Below are 25,270 nucleotides of genomic sequence, written 5' to 3' on the forward strand. Positions count from 1 at the left end.
CGCAAACCGGTCTATCAGGTCGCGGACGCCGGGAAAACCATGTGTACCGTCAGTCCCTTGCAGTTGTCAGCGCCATCAGCATCGGTTGCAGCCAGATCCAGCACACCATGATGCATCTCCATCACTGCCTCGACGAGCGACAGGCCGAGACCCGTGCCGGGCTTGGAGCGGCTCTCATCCAGCCGAACGAAGCGCTTGACGACTTCGTCGCGCTTTTCCCTAGGAACACCCGGCCCGTGGTCGGCAACCGAAAGAACGACTTTGCCGTCGCGCCTGCCGAGCGAAACCTTGATCAGCGGATCGGCGGCGCCTTCGGCATATTTGATCGCATTGTCGAGTAGATTGCCGAGCGCCTGGCCGACAAGCTCGCGATTGCCCGAAATCACCATGCCTGGCGCCACATCCGCCTCCAGCCGCAGGCCGACATCTTCGGCGACTGGTTCATAGAGTTCGACGCAATCCGACACAATCTGCGAAAGGTCGATCTCGCTCATCTCGGCAGCAGCCGAACCCGCTTCGACGCGCGAAATCATCAGGAGCGCATTGAAGGTGCGGATCAGCTGATCCGACTCGCCGATGATTTCCTCCAGCGCGCCGCGCTGACTTGTACCCTTGCGCGCAAGTGCGGCTTCCGCCTTGTTGCGCAGCCGCGTCAACGGTGTCTTCAGGTCGTGGGCGATGTTGTCGGAGACCTGGCGCAGCCCCTCGTTCAGCTTCTCGATGCGGCCGAGCATCGCGTTCAGCGATTCGGAAAGCCGGTCGAATTCGTCGCCGGAACCGCTGGTCGGCAGACGCTGCGACAGGTCGCCCGCCATGATCTTGGTGCTCGCCTCGGACATGCGGTCGATGCGCTTCAGCGCATTGCGGCCGATGGCAAACCAGATGATCAGCGCACCGAGGCCCATGATGCCGAGGGCGACCATCAGCGCCTGGCGCACCAGCGCACGAAACTTCTGCGGCTCCTGCAGGTCACGGCCAACAAGGATGCGCAGGCCGTTGTCGAGCATCAGCACATGGGCAAGTGCCACATGGCTGTCCTGGCGGGTCTCGTCGGTATAGCGCTGGTAGGCAAAGGGTTTCTCCGTCCAGCCTTCGCGATCGAGAAGGCCCGGCTCCAGGCTCGCCACATTGCCAGCAAGGATTTCACCGCTTGGCCCGGCGATCACATAGAGATTGGCGCCAGGCTGGCGCGCGCGCCGTTCCAATGAGCGCAGCAGCCCATTGATCCCCGCACGGGTATAGACCTGCTCGATCTGGGTCACCTCTGCGGTCACTGCGTCGCGCGTCTGCTGCTGTAGCAGACGCTCGGACATGCCGGTGACATAGAAGACGAGAAAGGCGGCGCAGAGCGAGAAGAGGATCAGATAGAGCGCGGACAACCGGACGGCGGTTGTCCTCAACAGGACGCCGAGTTTGCTCATGCGCTGGCGGTCCGGTCATCCTTGATCATATAGCCGGCGCCGCGCACGGTTCGGAGCAGCGGCAGATCGAAGTCCTTCTCGATCTTGGAACGCAGTCGCGACACGTGCACGTCGATGACATTGGTCTGCGGATCGAAGTGATAGTCCCAGACGTTTTCGAGCAGCATCGTGCGGGTCACGACCTGGCCGGCATTTTTCATCAGGTACTCGAGCAGCCGGAACTCGCGCGGCTGCAGCGGGATTTCCTTGCCCTGGCGGCGAACCGAGTGCGACAGGCGGTCGAGCTCGAGATCTCCGACCCGGTAGACCATGTCCTGTTCCGGCGTACCCTTGCGGCGGCCGAGCACTTCAACGCGGGCGAGAAGCTCGTTGAAGGCATAGGGTTTCGGCAGGTAGTCGTCGCCGCCGGCGCGCAGACCCGTCACCCGATCATCGACCTGGCCGAGCGCCGACAGAATGAGCACCGGCGTATGGACTTCCTTGCGACGCAGCTCCGAAATCACCGACAGGCCATCGCGGCGCGGCAACATGCGGTCGACCACGAGAACGTCGTAGCTGTTTTCGCTGGCCATGAAGAGGCCGCTTTCGCCGTCGCTCGCGTGATCACAGACGATGCCGGCTTCCCGGAACGCCTTTGCCAGATAGGCGGCTGCCTCGATATCGTCTTCAATAATAAGAATCTTCATACGCGTGACCATAGTCCCGGACCCCTGTCTGTCTCAACCGGTTTCGGTTCTTCCGACAACCGGCATGGCGATCACTTCGCCCCAAACGGCCGGCGCCGCGAAATCGCTTGGATATCGCGGCGCCCTGGTCATTCATTCGCAGCCGCGATCAACCCTGATCGATGGGAAGCGCCACGAAGCGGCTGCCGTTCTCGGCCTCGATCTGGAAGAGCGCCTTGCTGCGACCGTCCTTCTTGGCGATGTTGATCACCTTGAGGATATCGTCCGCCGACTTCACTTCCTGATTGTTGACGGAAACGATCTTCTCGCCCTGCTTCAGGCCACGGTCGCTGGCGTCCGAGTCCTCGTCCACCGAGGCAATCGTCACGCCCTTGCCGTCATCCGACGGCGTCACCGTCATGCCAAGGTCGGCCAGGGCCTGCTCGCTCGACGGCTGGGTTTCCTCGGACTGGTTGCCCTGATCCGTGGCCGCTTCCTTGTCGTCCTTCGGCAGCGTGCCGATCTCGAGCTTGACGGTTTCCGACTTGCCGTTGCGCCACAGTGCAACGTCGACCGTGGTGCCCGGGCGCATGCCGGCTACCTTGCGGGCAAGATCGCGCGGATCCTTGATCGTGTCGCCGTTGAGCGCAGTGACCACGTCGCCCTTCTTGATGCCGGCCTTGTCGCCCGGCGAGCCGGCCTGCGGCTCGACGACGAGTGCGCCGGCTGCCTCAGACAGACCGAGCGATTCGGCGATATCCTTGCTCACCGGCTGGATCTGAACACCGAGCCAACCGCGCGATACCGAGCCGTCCTTCATCAGGTCGGCAACGACGTCCTTGGCGACGGATGCCGGAATGGCGAAGGCGATGCCGACATTGCCGCCCGACGGCGAGAAGATCGCGGTGTTGATGCCGACCACTTCGCCCGAAAGGTTGAAGGTCGGACCACCCGAGTTGCCGCGGTTCACCGCTGCGTCGACCTGCAGATAGTCGTCATAGGGACCCGAACCGATATCGCGGCCACGGGCCGAGATGATGCCGGAGGTTACCGTGCCGCCGAGACCGAAGGGGTTGCCGACGGCAACGACCCAGTCGCCGACGCGGACCTTGTTGTCGTCGGCCCAGCTGACATAGGTGAACTTGCGCTTGTCATCGACCTTGAGCACGGCGAGATCGGTGCGGCTGTCCTTGCCGATCAACTTGGCGTCAAGCTCGGTGCCGTCATTGAGGATGACCGTGAACGCAGAGCCATCGGAAACGACGTGATTGTTGGTGACGAGGTAACCGTCTTCGGAGATGAAGAAGCCGGAGCCTTGCGAAGTCGGGCGCAGGCGACCTTCGCCGTGCGGGCCACGACGGCCGGGGCCGCGTTCGGCACGGTCATCGCCGCGCGGGCCGCCGAATTCCTTGAAGAAACGCTTCAGCGGGTGATCGTCGGGAAGCTCATCCAGACCGCGACCGCCAAAATCGAAGGTGAAGCCATTGCCCTCGTCGGAAACGGGATTAGCACGCGACTGGACGCGGACGGAGACTACGGCCGGGGAAACCGCGTCGACGACATTGGCAAAGCTCGGCACCTGGGGCGCATCGACCTTGACGGGTTCGGCGAAGGACTGGGCAATCGTGGCCGGCAGGCCGGAGGTCAGCATGACGGCCGCAAGACCCGCAACGGTCGAGGTCTTCAGAACAGTCTTGAGGGAGGGACGCAGGAGTTTGGTCGTAATCATCCGTTTTGCCTTTTCTCTTCCTTGAAGCCGCTGGAAGCAGCTTCGGCATCTTGATTTCGAGGATCGCCGCGGGGGTAGCGATTTCGCTCTTGGCTGACTGGAGGAACAGCCGATGACGAAAGATGTAACGGATTGGACCTTACTGAGTTCTGTCCGGAGGATGAATTTTTGGTAATGTTGGTGGCGGGCGTCTGCAACGGCGCATTGCCCGTGGGATCGAGAGCGTTTCCGCCTTAGGCGGAGTCGCAGAAACGCGCTATCTCTCTGTTTTACGCATTTCCTGGCGGAAAGCCGCTTCGCACTTTTCCTGGAAATGCTCTACGGCTGAAGCAGCTTCTTCAGCTTTTCCTTCTCGTCGTCGGAAAGCGGCGTGCCGCGCGATTGCCGGCCGCGTTTGAGTGCCGCCACCAGCAACGTCGCGGCGCCGACCAGCAAAAGCAGGATCGGCATGCCCCACAGGATCATCGTCTTGGTTTCGAACCGCGGCTTCAGCAACACGAACTCGCCATAGCGCGAGACGACATAGTCGATCACCGCCTCGTCGCTGTCGCCATTTGCCAACCTCTCGCGCACCAGAACCCTGAGATCCTTGGCAAGCTCTGCGTTGGAATCGTCGATCGACTGGTTCTGGCAGACCATGCAGCGGAGCTCGGCCGAGATCGCCCGCGCCCGTGCTTCGAGTGCCGGATCGGACAAGACCTCATCCGGATTGACCGCGAAGGTCGGGCCGAGCGACGCCAGAAACAGAAAGAACGCCAGCAGCAATCGGTTCATTCGGCCGCTCCCACCGGGATCGTCTTCGGCCGCTTGGCGCGCGTCGGCGCGCCAACGCGCAGGCGGCGATCGCTGAGCGAGACGAAACCTCCCGCCATCATCAACAGCGTGCCGCCCCAGATGCACAGGATCATCGGCTTCCACCAGATGCGCACGACGATGCCGCCTTCGCTGATCTGGTCACCGAGCGAAACGTAGAGCTGGCTCAGGCCGAAGGTACGGATACCGGCTTCGGTGGTCGGCATGCGCCGCGCCTGATAGAGCCGCTTCGACGACCAGATGTCGGTGACGACGACGCCACCGCTGCTGATGGTGAAATGGCCGGATTCCTCGGAATAATTCGGACCGCTACCGTTGCGCATGCCGTCGAACCGCAGGGTGTAGCCTCCCGCGTCCACGGTCATACCCGGCTTCATCTCGACGACGGTCTCGGTTTCGAAGGCGGTGACGGCGACGATGCCGATCAGCGTGACGCCGAGGCCGATATGCGCAAGTGCGGTGCCGAAGGCCGAGCGCGGCAGGCCGGAGAACCGCCGCCAGGCGACGTTGCCCGCGACCTTGCCGAGCCCCGAGCGCAGCGCCAGATCCGTCACCGAACCGGCGATCAGATAGACGCCCAGCGCAATGCCGAACAAAGCGAGGATCGGTCCGCCGTTCATGGCGTAGTAATAGACGCAGCCGACGACGAGGCCGACGGCAACCGCTGCAAACAGCCGCTGGGCAACGCCCATGAGATCTCCGCGCTTCCAGGCCAGCAGGGGACCGAAGGGCACCGCAAACAGGAGTGGCAGCATCAACAGCCCGAAGGTCATGTTGAAGAAGGGCGGCCCGACCGAAATCTTGTCGCCGGTCAGCGCTTCAAGCACCAGAGGGTAGAGCGTGCCGGTCAGCACGGTCGCGGCCGCGGTCGTCAGGATGAGGTTGTTGAAGACAAGAGCGCCTTCCTTCGAAACCGGCGCGAAGATGCCGCCGGCTTTCAGCCGCGATGCGCGGTAGGCAAACAGCGAAAAGGCGCCGCCGATGAAAAAAACGAGGATGGCGAGGATGAAGATGCCGCGGGTCGGGTCGGTCGCGAAGGCATGAACCGAAGTCAGCACGCCAGAGCGAACGAGGAAGGTGCCAAGCAGCGACAGCGAGAAGGTCATGATCGCCAGCAGCACGGTCCAGATCTTCAGCGCTTCGCGCTTCTCCATGACCAGAGCGGAATGCAGCAGCGCGGTGCCGGCAAGCCACGGCATGAACGAGGCGTTTTCGACCGGATCCCAGAACCACCAGCCACCCCAGCCAAGCTCGTAATAGGCCCAATAGGAGCCCATCGAAATGCCGGCCGTCAGGAACGTCCAGGCAGCAAGGGTCCAGGGACGCACCCAGCGCGCCCAGGCAGCGTCGATACGCCCTTCGATCAGGGCGGCGATGGCAAAGGAGAAGCAGACGGAAAAGCCGACATAGCCCAGATAAAGTAAGGGCGGGTGAATGGCGAGACCGACGTCCTGCAGGATCGGGTTCAGGTCCTTGCCTTCGCCCGGTGCCGGGATAAGGCGGGCGAAAGGGTTGGATGTCAGCAGGATGAACAGCGTGAAAGCCACGGCAATCCAGGCCTGCACCGCGAGCACATTCGCCTTCAGCGTTTCCGGCAGATTACGACCAAATGTGGCGACCAGCGCCGAAAAGAACACCAGGATCAAGAGCCAGAGCAGCATTGATCCTTCATGGTTCCCCCAGACGCCGGAAATCTTGTAGATCAGCGGCTTCAGCGAATGCGAGTTCTCCCAGACGTTGCGGACCGAAAAATCCGACGTGACATAGGCGAAGGTCAGCACGGCGAAGGAGAAGGCGACGAGCAGGAAACAGGCAATCGCCGCGCTGGAGGCGAGCTCCATCAGGGCGCGATCGTTGAGCCTGGCGCCAAGGATCGGCAAAGCCGCTTGCACGAAGGCGGTCGCAAGCGCCAGAACCAGCGCATAATGTCCAAGTTCGATAATCATCGAACGGTTTCCTTCCCGCTGAGTTCGACACCCTGCGCCTTCAAGCGGTCGGCGACATCCTTCGGCATATAGGTCTCATCATGCTTGGCGAGCACGGAGTCTGCAACGAAGACCGAGCTGCCGGCAACGAACGTGCCCTCGGTGACCACGCCTTGCCCCTCACGGAACAGGTCCGGCAAGATGCCGGTATAGGTCACCGGCACCTGGCCGAGCGTATCGGTAACGGTGAAGGTCACGGTCTTGCCGTCGCCGCGCTTGACCGAACCGGCCTCGACCAGCCCGCCTAGACGGATGCGGGTTCCCGGCGGCACGTCGGTCTTGGCGAGATCGCTCGGCACGTAGAAATAGGCGATCGCCTGGCTGAAGGCGAACATTACGAGGAGGACGGCAAGCGTCAGAAAGCCGACGCCACCGCCGATGATCGCCAGTCGCTTCTGTTTTCGCGTCATTGCGTCTCTCCGTCCGTCTTGATCCCGAGTTCACGGGCCAGCGCAAGCAGCTGTTTTCCCTGTTCGCCGTCCGCCGGGAAGGTTTTCAGGCTTTCCTTTAGGGCGGCCGCCGCCTGGTCTCTTTGATCAAGCACAACATGCGAACGGATCAGCCGCGCCCAGCCTTCGGCGTTGGCGGGGTCTTCCTTAAGCCGGCTCGCCAGGCTTTCGACCATGCCGCGGATCATCTCCTGGCGGTCGCCGGCGTTCATGTCCTGTGCGGCGGCGATATCGTCCGCGCTCGGATTTCCCGGTGCAGCGCCCGCAACATTGCCGGCAGCGCCACCTGAAAGCTCGGCCACGTGCTGCTTGACGAGCGGCACCCAGGGCGCATCCGCCGGGGAACTGGCGATCAGCCTGTTGAAGGCTGCAAGCGCCTCGTCCTTCTTGCCTTCCTGCTTCAGGCCAAGGGCAAGATAGAATTCGGAACGCGGGTCGTTCGGGTCGATGGCGAGGGATCTGCGGAGAGCCGACTGCGCTTCGGTGGTCACAAGTCCGCCGGACAGCGTGATCACCGCCTCGGCATAGCCACCCAGCCGCGCCGGCGTCGGCCCCAGCAGGCGCACGGCGCTGTCATAGGCGGCGACCGCCTCCTCGACGCGACCGTTGCGCATGTAGATTGGCGCCAGCACGTCCCAGCCGGCACCGTCGTTCGGGTTCTGCGCCAGGTGATTTTCCGCCCGCGCAATCAGAATGTTGATATCGGCACCGGGATCGGCAAGGCGCGCCGCCAAAGGCTGCGCCGGAACCCCTGGGCTGCCAGTGAACATGTAGAGACAGAGCCCAATTGCGGGAAGACAGAGAAGCACGAAGGCCTGCGCCACGATGTTGACGCCGCGGCGCGTGGCTGCGGCCGGCTCGGCGGCATTGTCGATCTCGCCAGCCGCAAGCAGCCGGCGGGCGACCTCGGCGCGGGCGAGTTCGGCATCGTCGCCGCTGATCAGGCCGCTCTCCTGGTCACGCGTCAGTTCATCGAGCTGATCGCGATAAACTTCGATATCATGACTATGGGGAGACGATGCGGGCGCTGCCGCCCGCAAGAGCGGGAGGATGAGTACGACAGCTACAGCCGCCGTCAACGTGGCGACGAGGATCCAGAACAACATGGATGCTCAATACTATGGCACCCATGCCATTCCAACTCGAAAACCTGCAATGACAGAGATTTGAGGCGTTTCGCCGCAACCGGAAATCCGGTCAGCTGAGCGGCGTCCAGCTTCCGTCGGAATTCCGGCAGGCCGCACCACGCGCCGTCGTCGGTTGTCCCTTGACGGTCACGGTGTGGCTGTATTGGCGGCAGTTCTGCGAACCGACCTGATAAGGTGCGGCGGCGACGACCGAACCGGTGACGCTACGCCCCTGCCAGTTGACCGGCTGACCGCCCGGAGCAGCCTCCAGGGCGCGGTACTCGGCCTCGAGCGCACGCTGGCGGTCCGACGTTCCGATATCGAGATTGCTGAGCCGGCCGATAACGCCGCCCTGCAGGGCCGTGATGTAGGTCGTCGAAGACACGCTGCGGGTCGCGGTCGTGCCCAACCCGGCCGCCGCGGTCTGTCCGCCCGAGGTGGTGCTGCAGCCGGCAAGAGCCACCGCCGACGCGATCAACGCGATCCTGCCGCTGACGACAATAGTTCGTGTCATTTCTGCCTGGTTCCTCATGATCCGCGACATGTACTTTCTAACGCGGGGCTCCGCCTGCGCCGACCGGCGGGGCCGAGCGGAGACTTCCCTTTGATTTTCTTTTGGCATTCCCTGTTGGCAGAGGCAACTGGAAGGGCAGTCGACGCGATACTTTCGCGCGCCAGTGTGACACCTAAACCGCAGCCGGCAGCACGAGCTCGGCGCGCAGCCCGCCCTCTTCCCGGCGCGACAGCGTCAGCGTGCCCTGATATTCCCGTACGATTTCACTGACGATCGACAGACCGAGGCCCGTTCCCGGCTTGCTCTCATCCAGCCGCTTGCCGCGCTTCATCGCCAGCGCGATCTGATCCGGGTCGAGGCCAGCTCCGTCGTCGTCGACGTCGAGAACGATCCATTGCCGACCGGTTTCCTTTGCGTGCTCTTCGTTTGTAGCCGGACGAACATTCAGCCAGACCTCGCCCTTGGCGTGGCGAGCGGCGTTTTCGAGCAGGTTACCGACAGTCTCCTCGACATCCTGCAGCTCCATCGCTAGCACCAGGCCCGGCGGGTTGATCGACAGATGAACCTCTTTTTCCGGATTGAGCTTGCGCATCACGCGCACAAGCCGCTCCAGCGCCGGCTGCGCTTCTGTGCGGGCGAGAATGGATTCGCGCTGGGCGGCGATCCGCGCGCGGCCCAGATAGGATTGAACCTGCATCTGCATCGCATCGACCTGGTTTCTGACGAGTTCGCCATGCGACGCCTCAAGCACGCGGGCCTCGTTGAGGAGGACCGCGATCGGCGTCTTCAACGAGTGCGCGAGGTTGCCGACCTGCATGCGCGCCCGCTCGACGATGCGGCGGTTGCTGTCAATCAGCGCATTCACTTCGTTTGCAAGTGGCTGGATCTCGCGCGGAAAGGCACCATCGAGCCTTTCGCTTTCGCCGGCCCGGATCTTCTCCAGCGAGCGGCGGACCTGGTCGAGCGGTCTGAGACCGAAGAGAATGGTCAGCGCGTTCATGCCGAGCCCGCCGAGGCCGAAGATCGAGAGCGCGATGGTCAGATTGCGGGTAAAGCGGTTGATGTCCGCCTCTAGAACGTCACGATTGCCGGCAACGCGGAAACGGGCGGTGTGGCCCTGAATGTCGAGAACGACTTCGGTCTCGGCCACTTCGACCTCGTTTCCGAACGGGTCCTTGGTGGTGTAGAAACGGACGTAACCGGTATCGAAGGGGACTTCGTCGACGCTCGCGATCGGCAGCTTCGCGTTGCCGAGCGAGGTAGAAATCAGCGGCGGCGTGTCGAACTCGCCGATCGGATCGACGATCCAGTACCAGCCGGTCTGCGGCTGGGAGAAGCGCAGGTCGCCGAGCTGGGGACTGCCGGCAAGCACCGTCTTCTCATTGACCGAAATCGAGTTGACGACGTTGAAAAGCTGGGCACGCAGCAGGTCCTTGAAGCCGCGTTCCGATCCTTGCCGGTAGAGGGCTGAGATGACAACCCCGATCACCACCAGGGCAACGACGGCCCAGACGGTCGAAACCGCCAATACGCGGGCCGTAAGGGATCTAATTGCCATTGCCGGGCGCTTGCATGCGGTATCCGAGGCCGCGCACCGTCTCGATCAGGTCGTTGCCGATCTTCTTGCGAAGACGGCCGACAAAAACTTCGATCGTGTTGGAATCGCGGTCGAAGTCCTGATCGTACATGTGTTCGACCAGTTCCGTCCGGGATACGACCTGGCCCATGTGGTGCATGAGGTAGGAGAGCAGCCGGAACTCGTGCGACGTCAGCTTCAGCGCCGTTCCGTCGACGGTTGCCTTCGACCCCTTTGTGTCGAGCCGCACCGGGCCGCAGACAATTTCCGAGCTTGCGTGGCCGGCCGCCCGGCGGATCAGCGCGCGGATGCGGGCAAGCACCTCCTCGACATGGAACGGCTTGGCGACATAATCGTCGGCACCGGCATCGATGCCGGCCACCTTGTCGCTCCAGCGATCACGCGCCGTCAGGATCAGCACCGGCATGCTCTTGCCGCCGCCGCGCCATTTTTCAAGAACGGTGATGCCGTCCATCTCGGGCAGGCCGATATCGAGGATCACGGCGTCATAGGGCTCGGCATCGCCGAGATAGTGACCCTCTTCGCCGTCATAGGCCTGATCGACGACGTAGCCGGCCTCCTTCAGCACTTCGGCGAGCTGCCGGTTCAGGTTGACGTCGTCCTCGACTATCAGAATGCGCATTCGTACCCACTTTTCCTCTTTCGCACCGTCGTCACGGGCGAATTACATCGGCACCCTTACGGTCACCTTTTTCGGTCGCCCGCCATTGCCCGGCACAAGCACCGTGATCACGCACTGGCCATCGGACGTCGGCTGTGCCGACAGCAGTTCGCCGCCGGTTTCCGAAACGACTTGCTGAGCAGCCGCGCTGCAATCGCCGGCCACGCGGACGACAAAGTCCGTGGGCACGTTGACCTCAGGCGGAGCAAAGCCCGCAAGGCCTGCGGCAAGCGCGGCTATGATCACTGGTGAAGACATGAACGCACTTTCGACTTGGGAAGCATCATGGCAAAAGCAATAACCGATAGAGGCTGAATGGCAAATGAATGTCGGCCGCCCAGCCGGGCGAACAGCCACCTGTGAATGGCTGTATCCACAGTGACCCGACCGCAGATTGCAACGATTCCTTCGACGGTGAAACTCGACGGAAGAAAACCTCCGCCTGACAGCGGTCCGTGCCGAACATCGATCCGCTGCAGCGCCGTGCCAGCCGCCAATCAACGAGGCGCATTCCGCGACGGAGCCGCCGGCTTGACGATCAGCCATTTGTTAAGCCCTTCCTGCTATCGTTGGGTACTCGGTCGAGAACCAGATGGCCGCAGCCTCCGTCGCTCGGCTTACGGCAAGACTTGAAGTGGGCTCGAAATCCCGAGTCCTTTGAATCTCTTGGCCGCACATCTTCCAAAGTTGAGTCCGGCTCTTGCGGGGTTGAATGAGCGCGATCCGGCGAAGAGTCCGACCCCTCATCTAAGCCTCTGCATTGTTTGGTGTTGCCGCGCGCACGTCGGGCCTTCAGGCCGCCTCATGGGGTCAAATACTCTCATCTCACAGCCAGATCGCGATTATCGAAACGCCGTTCGCAACTGAACTTGCTCGCTTTGCGGTGACGTCGCGCACGCGCGCTATCAACCCACTACAGCGCCTGATCGCCAAAGCCGCTTGCTCAAAAGACCGCCCTCCCGACTCACCGAGCGCCAAATTGGCCCGCTGTCCCCGGTCGGCTGAATGCAACTGTGGATCATTGAAAAATTAATCGATTTAAAGATTTTTCAATCGTTTAAATGATTTAAGCCACTGATTTACAAAGCGTTTACGATGTGAAATTGTCCGCCCGTCAACTAGTCATGAATTTGCAACAGGCCCGGGAGGATCGGATGCAGACGCTCGTAAACAACCAGCCGGCATCTCAGCAGTCCAAGGTACCGCAGTCGCTGCTGGACCGTTTCGAAAGCGAATGGCGCGAAATGCGCTCAGCCACCCAGACAACACCGAAGCCCGTTCAGCCGGCTGAATAAGCCTGCGCTAGCGCGCGAGAATAGGCTTGTCGACACGACTATGCCCATCGACCTTAAAGCCGCCCGCGGTCAACGCCGCGAGCGGCTTTCGCTTTTTGGCTTAATGCAGCTCTAAAAGCGCCTTGTGTCTTGAAGAGCCTTCTCGTTCTCGGGGGTGATCGGTCGCATCCAGCTGGTATTCCCCCCGCCCGCGCAGCCCCAAAAGAAGCTGACAACGCTGTGAATCCCGCCTCCCGCGGTGGCGTATCGAGCCGCGCGTATGGCCAGCCGTGTGGCGATTTCCTGCCTTTTGGCCAATCGGAAAAACCGTGTTACTCTTTTTCCATGCTGACCGACGAGATTGAAAAACTGGCGCTGAGCCTGCCGGGAACGGAAGAAAATGCCCATTTCGGCACGCGGGACTTCCGTGTGGGCAAGCGCATCTTCATGTCTCTGCCCGAGGCAGGGCGGGCGGTTTTCAAGTTCACACCGGATCAGCAGCGCATGCTGCTGGAAATGGAACCCGGCGTCTGCGCTGCGGTCCCCGGTGGCTGGGGCAACAAGGGCTGGACCTCGCTCTACTTTGTCGAGGCCGACGAGGATCTCGTTCGCCAGTCGATGGAAACCGCGTGGCGCAATGTTGCCCCCAAAAGCCTGGTGAAGAAGAACGGCCGTCATTGACGCGGCCGGCATCGACGTTTCGAAAGCCGTCTGCAGACGACCTTCTATCCGCAGGCAATCGTCTCAGAGAACATAGTCGAAAAGCGTGACCGGCTTGTCGTGATACTCCGTCTGCGCGAACGGCCGCATGCCGAGTTTCTCCACGATTCTGATCGATGCCGCATTGGCCGGGCTGACGATAGCGGTTACGCGGCGTCCGGCGTGATGTTCCCGCGCCCAGCCGAAAGCCGCATGCGCAGCTTCGCTGGCATAACCGCGTCCCTGCGCCTCAGGCGCGATCGTCCAGCCGGTCTCCATCGTCCCGGTCAGGGCGGGAGAAATCTCGCGGCGCAGTTCCTGAAAGCCGACCTGCCCGACGAAGCGCCCGGAGCTTCTCTCTACGATCACGAAATAACCGAAGCCAAAGAACTGCCAGCCGCCCTCCTGACGCAAAAACCGCGTCCACATCTGTTCGCCGGAAAAGGGGGCCGGTGCGATATGACGAAGGATCTCTGGATCCGACCACATCTGCTGATAGGGCTCGAAATCCTCCAGCTGCGGTCTGCGGAGAATGAGGCGGTCGGTGCTGATCATCGGAATGCCTGAGAACGATGGAATACCACCGATCTCTAGCTGCTCTCCGCAGTGCCTGCAATGGCGCCCCGTTCCAAAACCGATTCCGCAAGGGCAGCTAACAGGCTGTTAACCCAAACTTTTCTCGCCGACTTCCAGCGGCCAGGTCACGAGGTAATCCTCGTAGTCCTCGATGTCGATGCCGTCTTCCGCAACGGTGCGGCCACGCACGGAAATGCCGGCGGTGTGCACCGTCTCGGCATCGCCCGAGAGCAGCGGATGCCACCAATAGAGGTCGCGGCCTTCCGCCACCAGCCGATAGCCGCAGGTCGGCGGCAGCCAGGTAATCTCGCGCACCGCGTCCGGCGTCAGCTGAATGCAATCCGGCACCGTTGCCTGACGGTTCGGATAGTCCTTGCACCGACAGCTCTCGCCGTCGAGCAGCGTGCAGCGGATCGAGGTCCAGGCGATCTCTGCCGTTTCCCAATCCTCGAGCTTGTTGAGGCAACAGAGCCCGCAGCCGTCGCAGAGGCTTTCCCACTCCGCGTCATTCATCTCGTCAAGGCTCTTCGCCTTCCAGAAAGGCATTTCGCCCATCGCCATCACACTTTCGTCAAATCGGTCGCGCTACTGCGCGGCACGTCTTATCAGACGTGCAAAGGTCACAGTAGCGATTTGAGTTGCTGCAGGTTTGTCCTTTAATCGGCGACGACCAAAGGAAACATGCAGGAGAGAAATTTCGCAGAAAATTGCCGGTTTTTTAAGGCCACCGGCGCGATATGCAAGTAGATTGGAATTTGACGCCGTGCAAATATCGCGCGGCACCGGCATGATGCCAAAAGCCTTCAGGACGTTGAGACCGTGCGGGAACCGAGGAAAGACGATAACCGGCCGAAAAAGCGGCACATCTTTCTGAGAATCGATTCCTGGATCGATTCGACGGTCTGGAATGCCGGGTTCAAACTCTCACAATGGTGGGAAGATACCACTATTTTCTTCCGCCGCTTCCGCGTCACGGGCTGGAAGAAGGCGGTCTTCGAGGTCCTCGGTGAAGGTATGACCTGGGGAACGGCCGGCTCGGTGCTGATGCTGGCTCTCGCTCTTCCGGCCTTCGAGGAGACCAAGGGCAACTGGCGGGCGCAAAGCGATTTCGCCGTCACCTTCCTTGACCGCTACGGCAACGAAATCGGCCATCGCGGCATCATTCACGAAGATTCCGTGCCGATCGACGAATTGCCGGATCATCTGATCAAGGCTGTGCTCGCAACGGAAGACCGGCGCTTCTTCGACCACTACGGCATCGATTTTCTCGGGCTCGCCCGCGCCATGACCGAGAATGCACGCGCCGGCGGTGTCGTCCAGGGCGGCTCGACGCTGACGCAGCAGCTCGCCAAGAACCTGTTCCTGTCGAACGAGCGCACGATCGAGCGCAAGATCAAGGAAGCGTTTCTGGCCATCTGGCTCGAATCCAACCTTTCGAAGAAAGAGATCCTGCGGCTCTACCTCGACCGCGCCTATATGGGCGGCGGGACGTTTGGTGCTGCGGCAGCGGCGCAGTTTTATTTCGGCAAGGCGATCACCGACGTCAACCTGGCGGAATCCGCCATGCTCGCCGGCCTCTTCAAGGCACCGGCGCGCTACGCCCCGCACGTCAACCTGCCGGCCGCCCGCGGCCGCGCCAACGAGGTTTTGACAAACCTCGTCCAGGGCGGGCTGATGACTGAGGGCCAAGTGATTGCGGCACGTCTCAACCCGGCAACCGTCATCGATCGCGCCCAGGTGAAGGCGCCCGACTTCTTCCTCGACTGGGCGTTTGACGAAGTGCAGCGCATCGCCCGGCCATTTGCCCAGCATTCACTCATCGTGCGCACCACCATCGACATGGGGCTGCAGAATGCGGCCGAGGATTCGGTCGAGTCCAGCCTTCGGCAATATGGCGAGAGCTTCCATGTGAAGCAGGGCGCACTGGTGATGGTCGAAAACGGAGGTCCTGTCAGGGCGATGGTCGGCGGCCGCGACTATGGCGAGAGCCAGTTCAACCGCGCCACGCGGGCGCTGCGCCAACCGGGGTCTTCCTTCAAGGTCTACACCTACGCGGCGGCCATGGAAAAAGGCATGACGCCGGAGACCATCGTCGTCGACGCACCGATCACCTGGCGCGGATGGTCACCGCAGAATTACGGCCGCAGCTATGCCGGCCGCATCACCATCCTGACGGCGATCGCTAGGTCGATCAACTCGATCCCGGTGCGCCTCGCCAAGGACAAGCTCGGCACGGAGCTGATCGCGCAGACCGCCAAGAACATGGGCATCGAAACGCCACTGCGCACCGACAAGACGATGCCGCTCGGCACCTCCGAAGTGACGGTACTCGACCAGGCGACGGCCTATGCCGTGTTCCCAGCCGGCGGCCTACAATCACGCCGCCACGGCATCAGCCAGATCCTGAATTATGACGGCGACATCCTCTACGACTTTTCCCGCGACGAACCGCCGGCCAGACGCATCCTTTCCGAGCAGGCCAACGCATCGATGAATTCGATGCTGACGCAGATCCCGGTGATCGGCACGGCACGCAAGGCGGCCCTCGACAACGGCATCGTTACCGGCGGCAAGACCGGCACCACCCAGGCCTATCGCGACGCCTGGTTCGTCGGTTTTACCGGTGACTACACGACGGCGGTCTGGTTCGGAAACGACGACTATACTTCGACCAACAACATGACCGGCGGTTCGCTGCCGGCAATGACCTTCAAGCGGCTGATGGATTATGCCGAACAGGGCATCGAGCACCGCCAGATACCGGGGATAACGTCCCCGGCGCCTGCACCGAGCAAGCAACCGGAGGTCGCCAATGCCAAGCCGGATGAAAATGCCCTGCCGCCGCTGGTGCGGCCGCGGTCGCTATCGGCAGACGTGACACGGCTCCTGCGTTCGGTGGGCGATACCTTCGAAAAGGCCCCCGCCTTGAAGGCGCCGGAAAGGAGCGGCGGCAAAGTCGCCGTACTCGGCGCCGCCGACGGCGGGTCCTCCCAACAGGCTCTCCCGAATGCCGCCAGCAATTGAACGCGCTCGAAACCTTGAATTGAACGGCCGGATCGATACCGGTTGCCAGGTCGGCGCGATGATCGCCGTTGCGTCGCGCGCCCGTTTAGGCGAGACATGGGCTGCGCGGCGCATTGCGCCTATGCATAACCATATTCGATAGAGCCGCCCTTGTTCCGAATTCCCCTCCTCGTCGCCCTTGCCCTTGCCATCGCCTTCGGCGGCGGCATCGCTTCAGCCGTCTGGGCGCTGAAGGCGACGGTCGGTTTCGGCTCGATCTCGATCGGCCCGTGGGTCGCCTTCCCCGAAGCACAGACCGAGAATGCCGACCCCTATGCCAAGGCACATCGCGCCCGGGCCGGCGAACTGCTCTATGGCGGCGCCGAAGGGCTGATGTTCATGGCACAGGTCGACGACAGGGGCGAGAAGCTGTCGGCCGCCTGCTCCTACGATGTCTCGGGGCTGACGCCGCAGGCGCGATTCTGGACGCTCTATGCAGCGAATGCCGATGGCGTGCCGCTGCGCCCCGGCTCGGATCTGCCTTCGGCGATCAACTCGTGGACGGTGCTGCGCGCCGAAGACAGTTCCTTCACCATCCATGTCTCGCCGAACGCCAAGCCGGACAACTGGGTAGCGTTACGGCATTCCGGAACCTTCCGGCTGGTCCTGACGCTGCTCGATACCCCGACGGCAGGTTCCTCCGGCCTTATCGATCTCGCCATGCCGAAAATCGTGAAAACGGGATGCGGCGATGCGTAGTGTTCTGTTCGCTTCCATCCTTGGTCTCGTGGGCGCAGCACTGCTGCATATCATCATCGTGCTGGTGCTGCCGCAATTTACCGGTCGCGACGCCTATACGCGCGTTCTCGGTCTTCTCGAGATGGACAGCTTCTTTTCTTTGACGAGTACCCCTGGACCGACCGGCCTCAGCAACGACGACCCTTATCTCCGCACGGCCGTCTGCAGCTTTTCGATCACCGACGGTCCGGCGCGGTTCCTCGCCAGAGGCGCGGTACCTTTCTGGTCGCTTGCGGTTTTCGACAGCGCATCGAATGAGGTCTTCAGCATGAACGACCACACCGCCGTCAACGGCAGGCTCGACCTCGTGGTTGCGACGCCGATCCAGCTGGTGGAACTGCGCAAGACGCCGCCGGAAGCTCTGGCACAATCGATCATGGTGGAGATGAAGGAAGAGGATGGCTATGCGGTGCTGCGCGCCATGGCGCCGCTCGACAGCTTCGAGGATCAGGTCCGGAACTTCCTGGCGGAATCAAGCTGCGAGCCGTTCCGTCGTTAGTCAGCGCAGTCCCTCGGACAGGGTACGCGGCCTTCAGCCTTGCCGTTCCTATCTCGATGTCGTGGAGAAGATGAACGCGACCGCAAGGGGCGGAGCGTTGTTGGCACAAGCAAAGCCGTGCGCAGGCCGGCCGATGCAGCCGACACATGGGCGGTGGATATAACTACTGCTTCTTGATCCGACGTCCGTCGGGCGCGGTTGGCTGCGGATCGCGGCCATCGAGACGCTCGTAGCGGATTCCGGTAAACAGAAGCACTTTTGCTCCGCCCGATATGGCCGGAGGTCTGCGTGGTGGCATTTGGACCTTGTGGTCCTGCATTCTGATCACGTCTGCCATGCTCGTCTCCATATAGGCTTGAGACGGATGAACTACCGTACAGATTTCACCCTGCCCTTTCGGGGCCAGCGCATTTTCCCGGGCAGTGCCCGGACAGGCGCGCTTTTCTCATCTTCTCCTTCTTCCGGTCGCCCGGAGGTTGCTGCATGCTCAAGTGGTACAGACCAATCATAGACGGTCCGCTTCGATTGAGCCATAGGCTGGTTAACAGATGGTTAACGCCGCATCTGCACCCCTAACCTGTGGGAGTATGTCCCCCGGAAAAACAAAACACTGTATCCGGGGTAACAGCTTCGGGCGGAACGGGAATGGCTAGCGCCTGGACAACAGTCCAAACAGGAAGGAAACGCCGGCAACGGTCAGAAGCGTCGAAATCGGCTCTTCACGGACGCGCTCTCGCACCCGCTCGGTCATCAACTCCGCTTCGCTCTGAACAACCGCTTTTGCACCGGACCCGATCGCCGACACGCTATCGGTCAGCCGGGCAATCTCGGCGCGCAACTCGGCAATCTGCGCTTCCAACTCGACGCGAGCAGCCGATGCTTCGACTTCACTCTCGACCGTGTCACGCACCGCCTGCAGTTTCTTTTCTACCATTGCAACGCTCCTTCTCTTGCCCGCTTTCAACGCATCGCAACGGCAATGGTTCCGACCGAGAGCAGCGAAAATCCGAACGCCAACGAAAAACGGGCGGCCCTTGGGCCGCCCGTCCGAAAGCTGGGCGCATCGCCCACCACTCGCATCACTCCACGCAGGATGGGTCCATCGCCTGGCATCGAATCAATGGAACCGGGCGAGCGCCGCCGTAACCATCTTCGAAGTCCTCGCGCACGCGGGTGCCATCGCGGTCCCGTTGACGTTCCCAGTCGCGGCGGTCATCGCCGCCTGCCTGATCGTCCCAGCGCTCGCCGTCTCTGCGGTTACGCTCCCAGTCCTGCCGGGTGCGGTCGCGTTCCCACTCGCGGCGATCGCGGTCACGCTGACGTTCCCAGTCCCGCGGGCGACGGTTGTCGTCGACCCAATCCGGCCCACGACGCCACCGGTCACGGTCGCGATAGAAGTCACGGCCGCGATAGTTGCGGTCCCAGTAGCGATCGAATTGGAAGACCACCGTCGGGATACCGAGCGGGCGGTAATATTGCGGTTCGACATAGACCCTGTTGCGACGATAATCCGCCTGCACATAGCGTCCGGCGACCCAGCCGCGGCCGCCAAAGAAGGAAACGTCACACCAGGGCAGATCGGCAAGACAGCCGTGGATTTCGACGGCTTCTCCGGCCGGGATCAACGACACTGCCGGATAGCGCGTGCTCGGACCGGACCGCATATTGACGTTGGCGGTTGCAAACCCCTCTGCCGCCTCGGCAATCGCCGGCGCCAGGAAAAGCGCGCATATGGCCGCTGCGCGCAACACTATTTTCTTCACAGTAAGCTTTCTCCCATCGGAAGGCCCCTCTTCACTAAGCCCTCTTGCGTCGGCGGGCGTCCGGAACCCTTCACCGTCACCGCGATCACTTAAAGCCGCTTGTGGATTTTTTAAGGCTGGAAACGATCGAGCCCACAGGAAGCAGGGCTTTGCGATAGAAAGCGCACAAAATCACCAGCCGCTCGCACGCCGCAAGCCTGAATAAAGCCCCAACGTCCATAGTTAACAGTACGCTAACGCTTTTCTTTTATTTTTAGTGACGTGTGCCGTTCCGGATCGCCGGCAATGGCGATCATGTTTTGCGTGCAAGGATTTATCGTGACGGATCGCTTTCGTGAGTTGGAAAGGCCACAGACGGGCCGCTTGAAGGACGTCGTCCTGATGGCAACCGTCAGCGGTTTCGAAAGCCTGCGGATCCCTCGCAAGTCCGACATGAAGCAATTTTCCGAATTGTTCGAGCCGCTGTTCCTCGGCTCCAGCAGCGAAGCGCGCCGTCAGGCCGCCGCCGCGCTGTCGCAGTGCCCCCATGTTCCGGAGCCGGTCGCAGCCCTGATCGGCAGCATGCCGATCTCGATCGCCGCCATTTTCCTGACCCGTTCGCAGGCCCTGTCGGATCGAACGCTTATCGGCATCATCCGCCAGCAGGGAGCGGCCCACGCCGGTGCAATCGCCCGCCGCACCGCTCTGTCGCCTTCCGTGATCGATGCCCTGGTCGAGCACCACAACCCCGCCGGCCTTTCCGCCCGCCCGGACGTGCGGCAACAGACAGTCGCTGCGCCTTCAACGCTGGCCGAGCCGGATGTCGATGCTGCAAGGGCCGCGCGCGAGGAAACCTTGCGCACCGAAATCAAGACACTTGCCCGTGTCGCGGCGCACGAGGCGGCTGCCGCCGCATCTACCATTATACCGATCAGCACTACGCTAAGCGCCCTCCTGGTGCGCTTTGCCCGCAGCGGCGAGATCATCCTGTTTTCGCGTGCGCTGGCGACGGCGCTCGATGCCGGAGGGCACCTGGTCGAGCGCATTCTTCTCGACGTTTCCGGCCAACAGCTGGCGACGAGCCTGATCGCCCTATCGCTGCCGACCGACGATCTCACCTTCGTGCTGCAGTCGCTTTATCCGCACCTCGCCGAACGCATCGGCGGCACCACGCGCGCTGAAGCCTTGACCGGCGCCATGGACCCGACATCGAGCCGCGAACAGCTTGACGCCTGGCTGCAATCCGAGGAACGGGACGCGCCCGCGGCACGGCACCAGCCCTATCTTGCGGATGACCATGCCAATGATGCGTGCCAGCTGACCGTCCGCAAGGTAGCCGGGGCCGCCGGCGGCGCCAAGCCGCAACGGGTGTTCGGCCGCCGTTAGAGCGTTTCCGATTTAGACGGAACCGAACAAACGCTCTATCTCTTTGTTTTTACGCATTTCCTGACGGAAAACCGCTTCGCACTTTTCCTGGAAATGCTCTAGTCCTGGTCACGACCGAGCCGGCCCAGCTCTCACATATGGTTCAAGAGTGGTTTGCGCCGTCTTCCGGCACGACATCGAACAGGTCGGCGCGATCGTCCAGCTCGATCTCGACGATCCAGCAATCCGGATCGAAACGGATTTCACGGGAGAGTGCATCATCCACGGCGTCGCCATCGCGATCCTTCAAGCGGATCTCGAACTTGCGACCGATATTGGCGTCGTCATCGAAGAAGTTCTGCGGCGCCGGTGCAAACAGCGTTTCGGTACCCATCCGCGTGCGTTGACGAATAAAGATCGCGCCAGCGTCCTCCGCCCCCTTGCGCAGGATAGCTGCGTACCCACCGAGCGCAAAGGCGCGGCGCAGCAACGCGGAGACGAAAATGTGGGATTTGAGACGCATGGACATGCCTGTACACGGGCGGAGCCAGGCATGCAAATTGGCTGCCGCGACAAGAATGTGTTCAACGGATGGGAGACGCGCCCGTGAGAAGGTCCCTCAAAGCGCGCCGATCTCCTTGAGCTTCTTCAGCACTTTGGCATTGGGCTCACCGGTCTGCGGCAACCGGTAGTGCTTCTCGAAATGGCGAATCGCTGCACGCGTCTGGTCCCCCGCAACGCCGTCGACGACGATGTCGGCATAGGCGAGGTTGCTTAAGCCCTTCTGGATGTCCAGGACCAGCTCGCTCGACACCGGGATCTCGGCACGCGGAATCAGCATCTTGTCGGTCTCGGCCGAGCGGATGGCTGCGGCGACAGGGTCGACATCGGCAACTGCACGTTTCGGATCGGCGTAGGGCCGGCTTGCCGGCAGTGCCGCGGCCATCTTCTGGCCAGATGTCGTGCGCAGGGCGCGCAGCAGTTCGGCGCTCACGGCGCCTGTCTCGGTGCGTCCGGCCTGCTTCTCAAATCGCAGGATTGCGGCTGACGTGCGCGGGCCTGTGCGTCCATCCGGCACGCCATCATAAAGGCCGATGCGGTTCAGTTCCTTCTGGATATCGGCGACCAGTGGTGACGCGGACGTCTCCGGCACCGAGGCGACACGTTCGGGCGACGGCTTTTCGGCAGGCGCCTCAGACGGGACCGCCGCGATCACCTCCTCGACGTTTTCCGTCGCCTTGTCGTCCTCGCGCTTGATGACGAAGGTGGTGACGTTGCGCGGCTCGATCTCGGCGCCCTTGGCGACGGCGATGCGCTCGGCGGTCTCTGGACTGACAAGCGGCACGCGGGTGCGAAGCAACGGCGATGGATGGGCGCCATGCTGGTACCACATGGCGTTTGCAGCAACGAAGGAGAAGACCACAACAAAGGCAGCCGAACCGCCGGCACTCAACGGGTGCCGGGCCGCCAGCCGTCCAGCAAGCGCAACCCCGCGGCCGGCGAGAGCCAGCCCACGCATGGCAAGGCCTGGCGCGGAACGCGCCGCCTTCTTGCGATCAGGCTGTTTTCGCTTGCGCGGCGCCATATCCCCGTTCCTCGTTCAAACCCGTCCTTTCGAATCGGTCGCCATCGGCAACCGCCTGCGTGTCACTATCTCTCAGCCGCGGCGGAAATTCGACGGTCACGGCCGAGCGCGGTTCCTCGCGATTGGCCTCGACGATGCCGGACCCGTCGCTGGGCAGCGTAACAGTGATGACTGTGCCTTCGCGCTCGCGGCTGCGGATCGCGACCTCGCCGCCGTGAAGCGCCACGAGGCCCTTGACCAGCGAGAGACCGAGACCGGTGCCCTCGTAACGGCGGGTGTAGTCGTTCTGGATCTGGACGAAGGGTTGCCCCAACATCTGCAATTTGTCGGCGGCGATGCCGATGCCGGTGTCGCTGACGGTCAGCTTCAAGGCCGGACCGTCAAGCTCGGCGTCGATCGTCACCATGCCGCCGTGGTCGGTGAACTTGATGGCGTTTCCGACAAGGTTGATCAGAACCTGCTGGAAGGCGCGTTGGTCGGCATTGATCTCGCCGACACTGCGGGTCACGCGGCTCGCCAGCTTGACGCCCTTTTCCTGGGCCTGATGCGACAGCATCGCTTCGCAGGCCGCGACCGCCTCGGCCACGCGGAAGGGCTCGGGAACCAGCTCGTAGCGGCCCGCTTCGATCTTGCTCATGTCGAGCATCGTATTGACGACCGACAGAAGGTGCTCGCCCGACTTGTGGATCAGGCTGACATATTCGCGCTGGCGGTCGTTTTCGAGCTTGCCGAAATACTCGCCCGTCAGCACGTCGGAGAAGCCGAGGATGGCGTTGAGCGGCGTGCGCAGTTCATGGCTGACGGCGGCAAGGAAACGGGTCTTGGCATCGTTGGCCGATTCCGCTTCTGCGGTTCTCGCCGCAGCTTCGACGCGCAGCCGTGCTTCCTGCGATACATCGCGCGACTGTGCCAGGATCGCCGTCAGACCGCCGTTGCGGTCGAGAAGCGGTGCGAGTTCGCAGCACATATGGACGAATTGTTCGCCTTCAGCCGGCAGCGACCGGCGCTCGATGCGAATGTTGACGGTCGCCCGCTCGCCGCCCTGGCGCAGAATATCGATCGCGCTCAGGAAGGTGATGCGATCGGAGACGTGGATCTGCTCGATGAAGCCGCGGCCGCCCGGGTCGCGCATCAGGGTCAGATGCTCGGCCGAGTCACGGCCGTGAATGGAGAGAACATTGCCGCGCAGATCGTGCACGGTGACAAGACCGGCAAAAAGGTCGTAGGCGGCCGAAAGATCCGGAAGATCTGGTACAGCCGGCTCGAGCGTTTCCGAGGCCTGGTTGCCGCGTCCACGAGCAATGGCGGTAGCAGCGGCCAGCAGCGAGGCGGACGCCCAAAGAGCGGTCCCAAGCGGCAATGCGGAGGAAACGGGCATGGCGAGCGCAAGCGCCAGCGGTACTGCCGGAAGTGTTGTCAGGGAGACGGCAGCGACCGTACGCAGACGCTTGAGGTCCCGACGGCCAATGGCGGAGCCAGCCTCGCGGCGGGGCAACCACAGGGCAGCGGCCTCGTCCACGCGGGACGTCCATCTGCCAGCCATGTCACGCAATACGCTCACGCCTTACCCTGCCACATTTGTTGTTCTTGCGAGACTGAGCGTGACCGATTTCCGCTTCATGCGGGCCGCCATTCGAACTGCCTCGTGACATGTCGGAATCTCGCATCCCCGGCTTAATGAAAGAATAAACGGGACTGTCCCGGAACGGCGCCAAATGCCTGAAAAATCCCGTTTTGAGGCAATTCGGGCGACCTTCATTTCTTGTGGTTAACGGGGCGTAAGCAACGGATTTCCGTGCATTTTCCGCCTCACGTTAAGGATTTGGGCAGGGCGCCCCGGTGCCGTTGCCCACGCTTTCGGCCTTTGCCGGCGGCCCGCCGCCATGAACCTTAACGGCGAAAGCTAAAATGCGACACAAATGCCCGGCAAATCCTCAAAATCGGGAATTTCATTAAAATTCGAAACAAATGCTGCGGGTTTTTGAAAAGCGGTCTTGTGATTCCCTGCCTAATGTCAGTCTCAACAAAGGGCCGGGCGACGAAAGACGGCGGTCCTCATGCAAACGACGGCGGGCGTGAACGGGTATCAGGGGATACTGCGGCGCTCCAGGATGCCGAAAGCAGTAAAACCGGCTAGAAGACCGGCGGGCGCGGCAGCCGAATATAGGATGGGCAGAACATGTGGTTTCTCATCAAGGCGACATTCTGGTTTTCGATGGTGCTGGTGCTGCTGCCGTTCCTCGATCCGTCGAGCGCGCAGAAGCTGGAGCACGGACCGAAGGTCGAGCTCGGCGATACCTTCTCGGCCGCCAATGAGGCATTCCAGTATATCAGCGCCATCTGCATCCAGAAGCCGGAGGTCTGCGAGAAGGGTGCTGAAACCTTCGTCGCACTTGGCCATCGGGCCCGGGAAGGCGCCCGCATCGCCTATGAATTCCTTGACACCCAGTTTGCCGAAACCGATGCGATCAAGCCCGATGCCAAGGTAACGACCGGCACTGTCGGTCAGGCGACCGAGGCTGCCGCCACGCTGGTGGCGCCGGTCGAACAGACCGCTGCGGAGACGGCTCCGGTGTTCAAGCGTACGCCGGTTCCGGAAAAGCGCCTCGACCCGAAGGCGTCCCTCGCCAAGTAAACATTTCTTGCCGTGGCAGCAGGTCCGCGCGACCGCCGCCGAGCCATCCTTTGACACTGCCTGACTTGCCGCCTTCTTGCGGCCGCCGCGAGGATCCCATCCCCTCGCGGCGTTTTCTTTTTTCGGTTTGCAA

The 25,270-nt window shown here is 62.2% G+C and carries 26 protein-coding genes; 7 read left to right on the forward strand and 19 right to left on the reverse strand.

The genetic code is table 11. The features are described from left to right. Positions 1–14 precede the first annotated feature (14 nt). The 11 genes from IB264_RS05935 to IB264_RS05985 form a co-directional block, all read right to left on the reverse strand. Positions 15–1,421 (reverse strand): HAMP domain-containing sensor histidine kinase, encoded by a 1,407-nt coding sequence (locus IB264_RS05935; RefSeq protein WP_025426350.1) that lies wholly within the window; start codon positions 1,419–1,421, stop codon positions 15–17. Next, the gene (locus tag IB264_RS05940) at positions 1,418–2,119 is read right to left on the reverse strand and encodes a response regulator transcription factor (protein ID WP_025426349.1); all 702 of its coding nucleotides are present in this window, start codon (positions 2,117–2,119) and stop codon (positions 1,418–1,420) included. The genes IB264_RS05935 and IB264_RS05940 overlap by 4 nt, the downstream gene beginning before the upstream one ends. A gap of 136 nt (positions 2,120–2,255) precedes the next feature. Then, on the reverse strand, positions 2,256–3,815 hold the full coding sequence (locus tag IB264_RS05945; RefSeq protein ID WP_025426348.1) for a Do family serine endopeptidase: 1,560 nt from the start codon (positions 3,813–3,815) through the stop codon (positions 2,256–2,258). A gap of 318 nt (positions 3,816–4,133) precedes the next feature. Beyond that, positions 4,134–4,589 (reverse strand): cytochrome c-type biogenesis protein, encoded by a 456-nt coding sequence (locus IB264_RS05950; protein ID WP_025426347.1) that lies wholly within the window; start codon positions 4,587–4,589, stop codon positions 4,134–4,136. After that, a complete protein-coding gene (locus IB264_RS05955) occupies positions 4,586–6,574 on the reverse strand; it encodes a heme lyase CcmF/NrfE family subunit (protein ID WP_025426346.1) in 1,989 nt (662 codons plus the stop codon). Before IB264_RS05955 ends, IB264_RS05950 begins: the two co-directional genes overlap by 4 nt. Then, a complete protein-coding gene (ccmE, locus tag IB264_RS05960) occupies positions 6,571–7,023 on the reverse strand; it encodes a cytochrome c maturation protein CcmE (protein WP_025426345.1) in 453 nt (150 codons plus the stop codon). Before ccmE ends, IB264_RS05955 begins: the two co-directional genes overlap by 4 nt. Continuing rightward, positions 7,020–8,168: a c-type cytochrome biogenesis protein CcmI gene (gene ccmI / locus IB264_RS05965; RefSeq protein WP_025426344.1), complete on the reverse strand. Its 1,149-nt coding sequence runs from the start codon at positions 8,166–8,168 to the stop codon at positions 7,020–7,022. Before ccmI ends, ccmE begins: the two co-directional genes overlap by 4 nt. A 91-nt stretch (positions 8,169–8,259) precedes the next feature. Beyond that, positions 8,260–8,703, reverse strand: coding sequence for a membrane protein (locus IB264_RS05970; RefSeq protein ID WP_025426343.1), 444 nt, complete (start codon positions 8,701–8,703; stop codon positions 8,260–8,262). A 172-nt stretch (positions 8,704–8,875) separates the two neighbouring features. Beyond that, the gene (locus IB264_RS05975) at positions 8,876–10,261 is read right to left on the reverse strand and encodes a HAMP domain-containing sensor histidine kinase (RefSeq protein WP_192433211.1); all 1,386 of its coding nucleotides are present in this window, start codon (positions 10,259–10,261) and stop codon (positions 8,876–8,878) included. Continuing rightward, positions 10,251–10,922 carry a two-component system response regulator FeuP gene (gene feuP / locus IB264_RS05980; protein WP_025426341.1) on the reverse strand — a complete coding sequence of 224 codons (672 nt, stop codon included), beginning with the start codon at positions 10,920–10,922 and terminating at the stop codon, positions 10,251–10,253. Before feuP ends, IB264_RS05975 begins: the two co-directional genes overlap by 11 nt. Before the next feature lie 42 nt (positions 10,923–10,964). Next, complete coding sequence (locus IB264_RS05985) at positions 10,965–11,219, reverse strand: hypothetical protein (RefSeq protein WP_025426340.1); 255 nt, start codon at positions 11,217–11,219, stop codon at positions 10,965–10,967. Positions 11,220–12,115: 896 nt separating this feature from the next. Here IB264_RS05985 and IB264_RS05990 point away from each other — a divergent pair. Together IB264_RS05990 and IB264_RS05995 are read left to right on the forward strand one after the other, a co-directional pair. Next, on the forward strand, positions 12,116–12,256 hold the full coding sequence (locus IB264_RS05990; RefSeq protein ID WP_164474924.1) for a hypothetical protein: 141 nt from the start codon (positions 12,116–12,118) through the stop codon (positions 12,254–12,256). Between the two features lie 324 nt (positions 12,257–12,580). Continuing rightward, complete coding sequence (locus IB264_RS05995) at positions 12,581–12,916, forward strand: MmcQ/YjbR family DNA-binding protein (protein WP_025426338.1); 336 nt, start codon at positions 12,581–12,583, stop codon at positions 12,914–12,916. A 63-nt stretch (positions 12,917–12,979) separates the two neighbouring features. Here IB264_RS05995 and IB264_RS06000 read toward each other — a convergent pair whose 3' ends face one another. Beyond that, the gene (locus IB264_RS06000; RefSeq protein ID WP_025426337.1) at positions 12,980–13,489 is read right to left on the reverse strand and encodes a GNAT family N-acetyltransferase; all 510 of its coding nucleotides are present in this window, start codon (positions 13,487–13,489) and stop codon (positions 12,980–12,982) included. Between the two features lie 108 nt (positions 13,490–13,597). Then, the gene (locus IB264_RS06005; protein ID WP_025426336.1) at positions 13,598–14,065 is read right to left on the reverse strand and encodes a YcgN family cysteine cluster protein; all 468 of its coding nucleotides are present in this window, start codon (positions 14,063–14,065) and stop codon (positions 13,598–13,600) included. A 264-nt stretch (positions 14,066–14,329) separates the two neighbouring features. Here IB264_RS06005 and IB264_RS06010 point away from each other — a divergent pair, with 264 nt between their 5' ends. The 3 genes from IB264_RS06010 (at position 14,330) to IB264_RS06020 (ending at position 17,810) form a co-directional block, all read left to right on the forward strand. Next, positions 14,330–16,534 carry a transglycosylase domain-containing protein gene (locus IB264_RS06010; RefSeq protein ID WP_025426335.1) on the forward strand — a complete coding sequence of 735 codons (2,205 nt, stop codon included), beginning with the start codon at positions 14,330–14,332 and terminating at the stop codon, positions 16,532–16,534. Positions 16,535–16,684: 150 nt separating this feature from the next. Next, positions 16,685–17,272, forward strand: a complete 588-nt coding sequence (locus IB264_RS06015; protein WP_025426334.1) for a DUF1214 domain-containing protein — start codon at positions 16,685–16,687, stop codon at positions 17,270–17,272. After that, on the forward strand, positions 17,265–17,810 hold the full coding sequence (locus tag IB264_RS06020) for a membrane protein (protein ID WP_025426333.1): 546 nt from the start codon (positions 17,265–17,267) through the stop codon (positions 17,808–17,810). Before IB264_RS06015 ends, IB264_RS06020 begins: the two co-directional genes overlap by 8 nt. A gap of 163 nt (positions 17,811–17,973) precedes the next feature. Here IB264_RS06020 and IB264_RS06025 read toward each other — a convergent pair whose 3' ends face one another. The 3 genes from IB264_RS06025 to IB264_RS06035 all read right to left on the reverse strand — a co-directional run bounded on the left by IB264_RS06025 (position 17,974) and on the right by IB264_RS06035 (position 19,573). Next, positions 17,974–18,147, reverse strand: a complete 174-nt coding sequence (locus IB264_RS06025) for a hypothetical protein (protein ID WP_164474925.1) — start codon at positions 18,145–18,147, stop codon at positions 17,974–17,976. Between the two features lie 312 nt (positions 18,148–18,459). Next, on the reverse strand, positions 18,460–18,744 hold the full coding sequence (locus IB264_RS06030; RefSeq protein ID WP_025426332.1) for a hypothetical protein: 285 nt from the start codon (positions 18,742–18,744) through the stop codon (positions 18,460–18,462). 145 nt (positions 18,745–18,889) lie between these two features. Beyond that, positions 18,890–19,573, reverse strand: a complete 684-nt coding sequence (locus tag IB264_RS06035; protein WP_025426331.1) for an SH3 domain-containing protein — start codon at positions 19,571–19,573, stop codon at positions 18,890–18,892. A 294-nt stretch (positions 19,574–19,867) separates the two neighbouring features. On the opposite strand from IB264_RS06035, the gene IB264_RS06040 reads away from it, so the two are divergent. Beyond that, positions 19,868–20,938 (forward strand): DUF2336 domain-containing protein, encoded by a 1,071-nt coding sequence (locus tag IB264_RS06040; RefSeq protein ID WP_025426330.1) that lies wholly within the window; start codon positions 19,868–19,870, stop codon positions 20,936–20,938. 142 nt (positions 20,939–21,080) lie between these two features. On the opposite strand, the gene IB264_RS06045 is transcribed toward IB264_RS06040, so the two are convergent. From IB264_RS06045 to IB264_RS06055, 3 genes are all read right to left on the reverse strand, one after another. Next, a complete protein-coding gene (locus IB264_RS06045; protein ID WP_025426329.1) occupies positions 21,081–21,440 on the reverse strand; it encodes a DUF1491 family protein in 360 nt (119 codons plus the stop codon). Positions 21,441–21,536: 96 nt separating this feature from the next. Beyond that, a complete protein-coding gene (locus IB264_RS06050; RefSeq protein WP_025426328.1) occupies positions 21,537–22,502 on the reverse strand; it encodes a peptidoglycan-binding protein in 966 nt (321 codons plus the stop codon). Next, on the reverse strand, positions 22,474–24,045 hold the full coding sequence (locus tag IB264_RS06055) for a HAMP domain-containing sensor histidine kinase (RefSeq protein WP_192433223.1): 1,572 nt from the start codon (positions 24,043–24,045) through the stop codon (positions 22,474–22,476). The genes IB264_RS06050 and IB264_RS06055 overlap by 29 nt, the downstream gene beginning before the upstream one ends. A 636-nt stretch (positions 24,046–24,681) precedes the next feature. Between IB264_RS06055 and IB264_RS06060 the strand changes: the two genes are divergently transcribed. Then, entirely contained in the window at positions 24,682–25,137 is a 456-nt protein-coding gene (locus IB264_RS06060) for a DUF5330 domain-containing protein (RefSeq protein WP_025426326.1), read from the forward strand. Positions 25,138–25,270 lie beyond the last annotated feature (133 nt).

It is taken from the genome of Ensifer sp. ENS11 (genome assembly GCF_014851895.1).
GTDB classification, from domain to species: Bacteria; Pseudomonadota; Alphaproteobacteria; order Rhizobiales; family Rhizobiaceae; genus Ensifer; species Ensifer canadensis.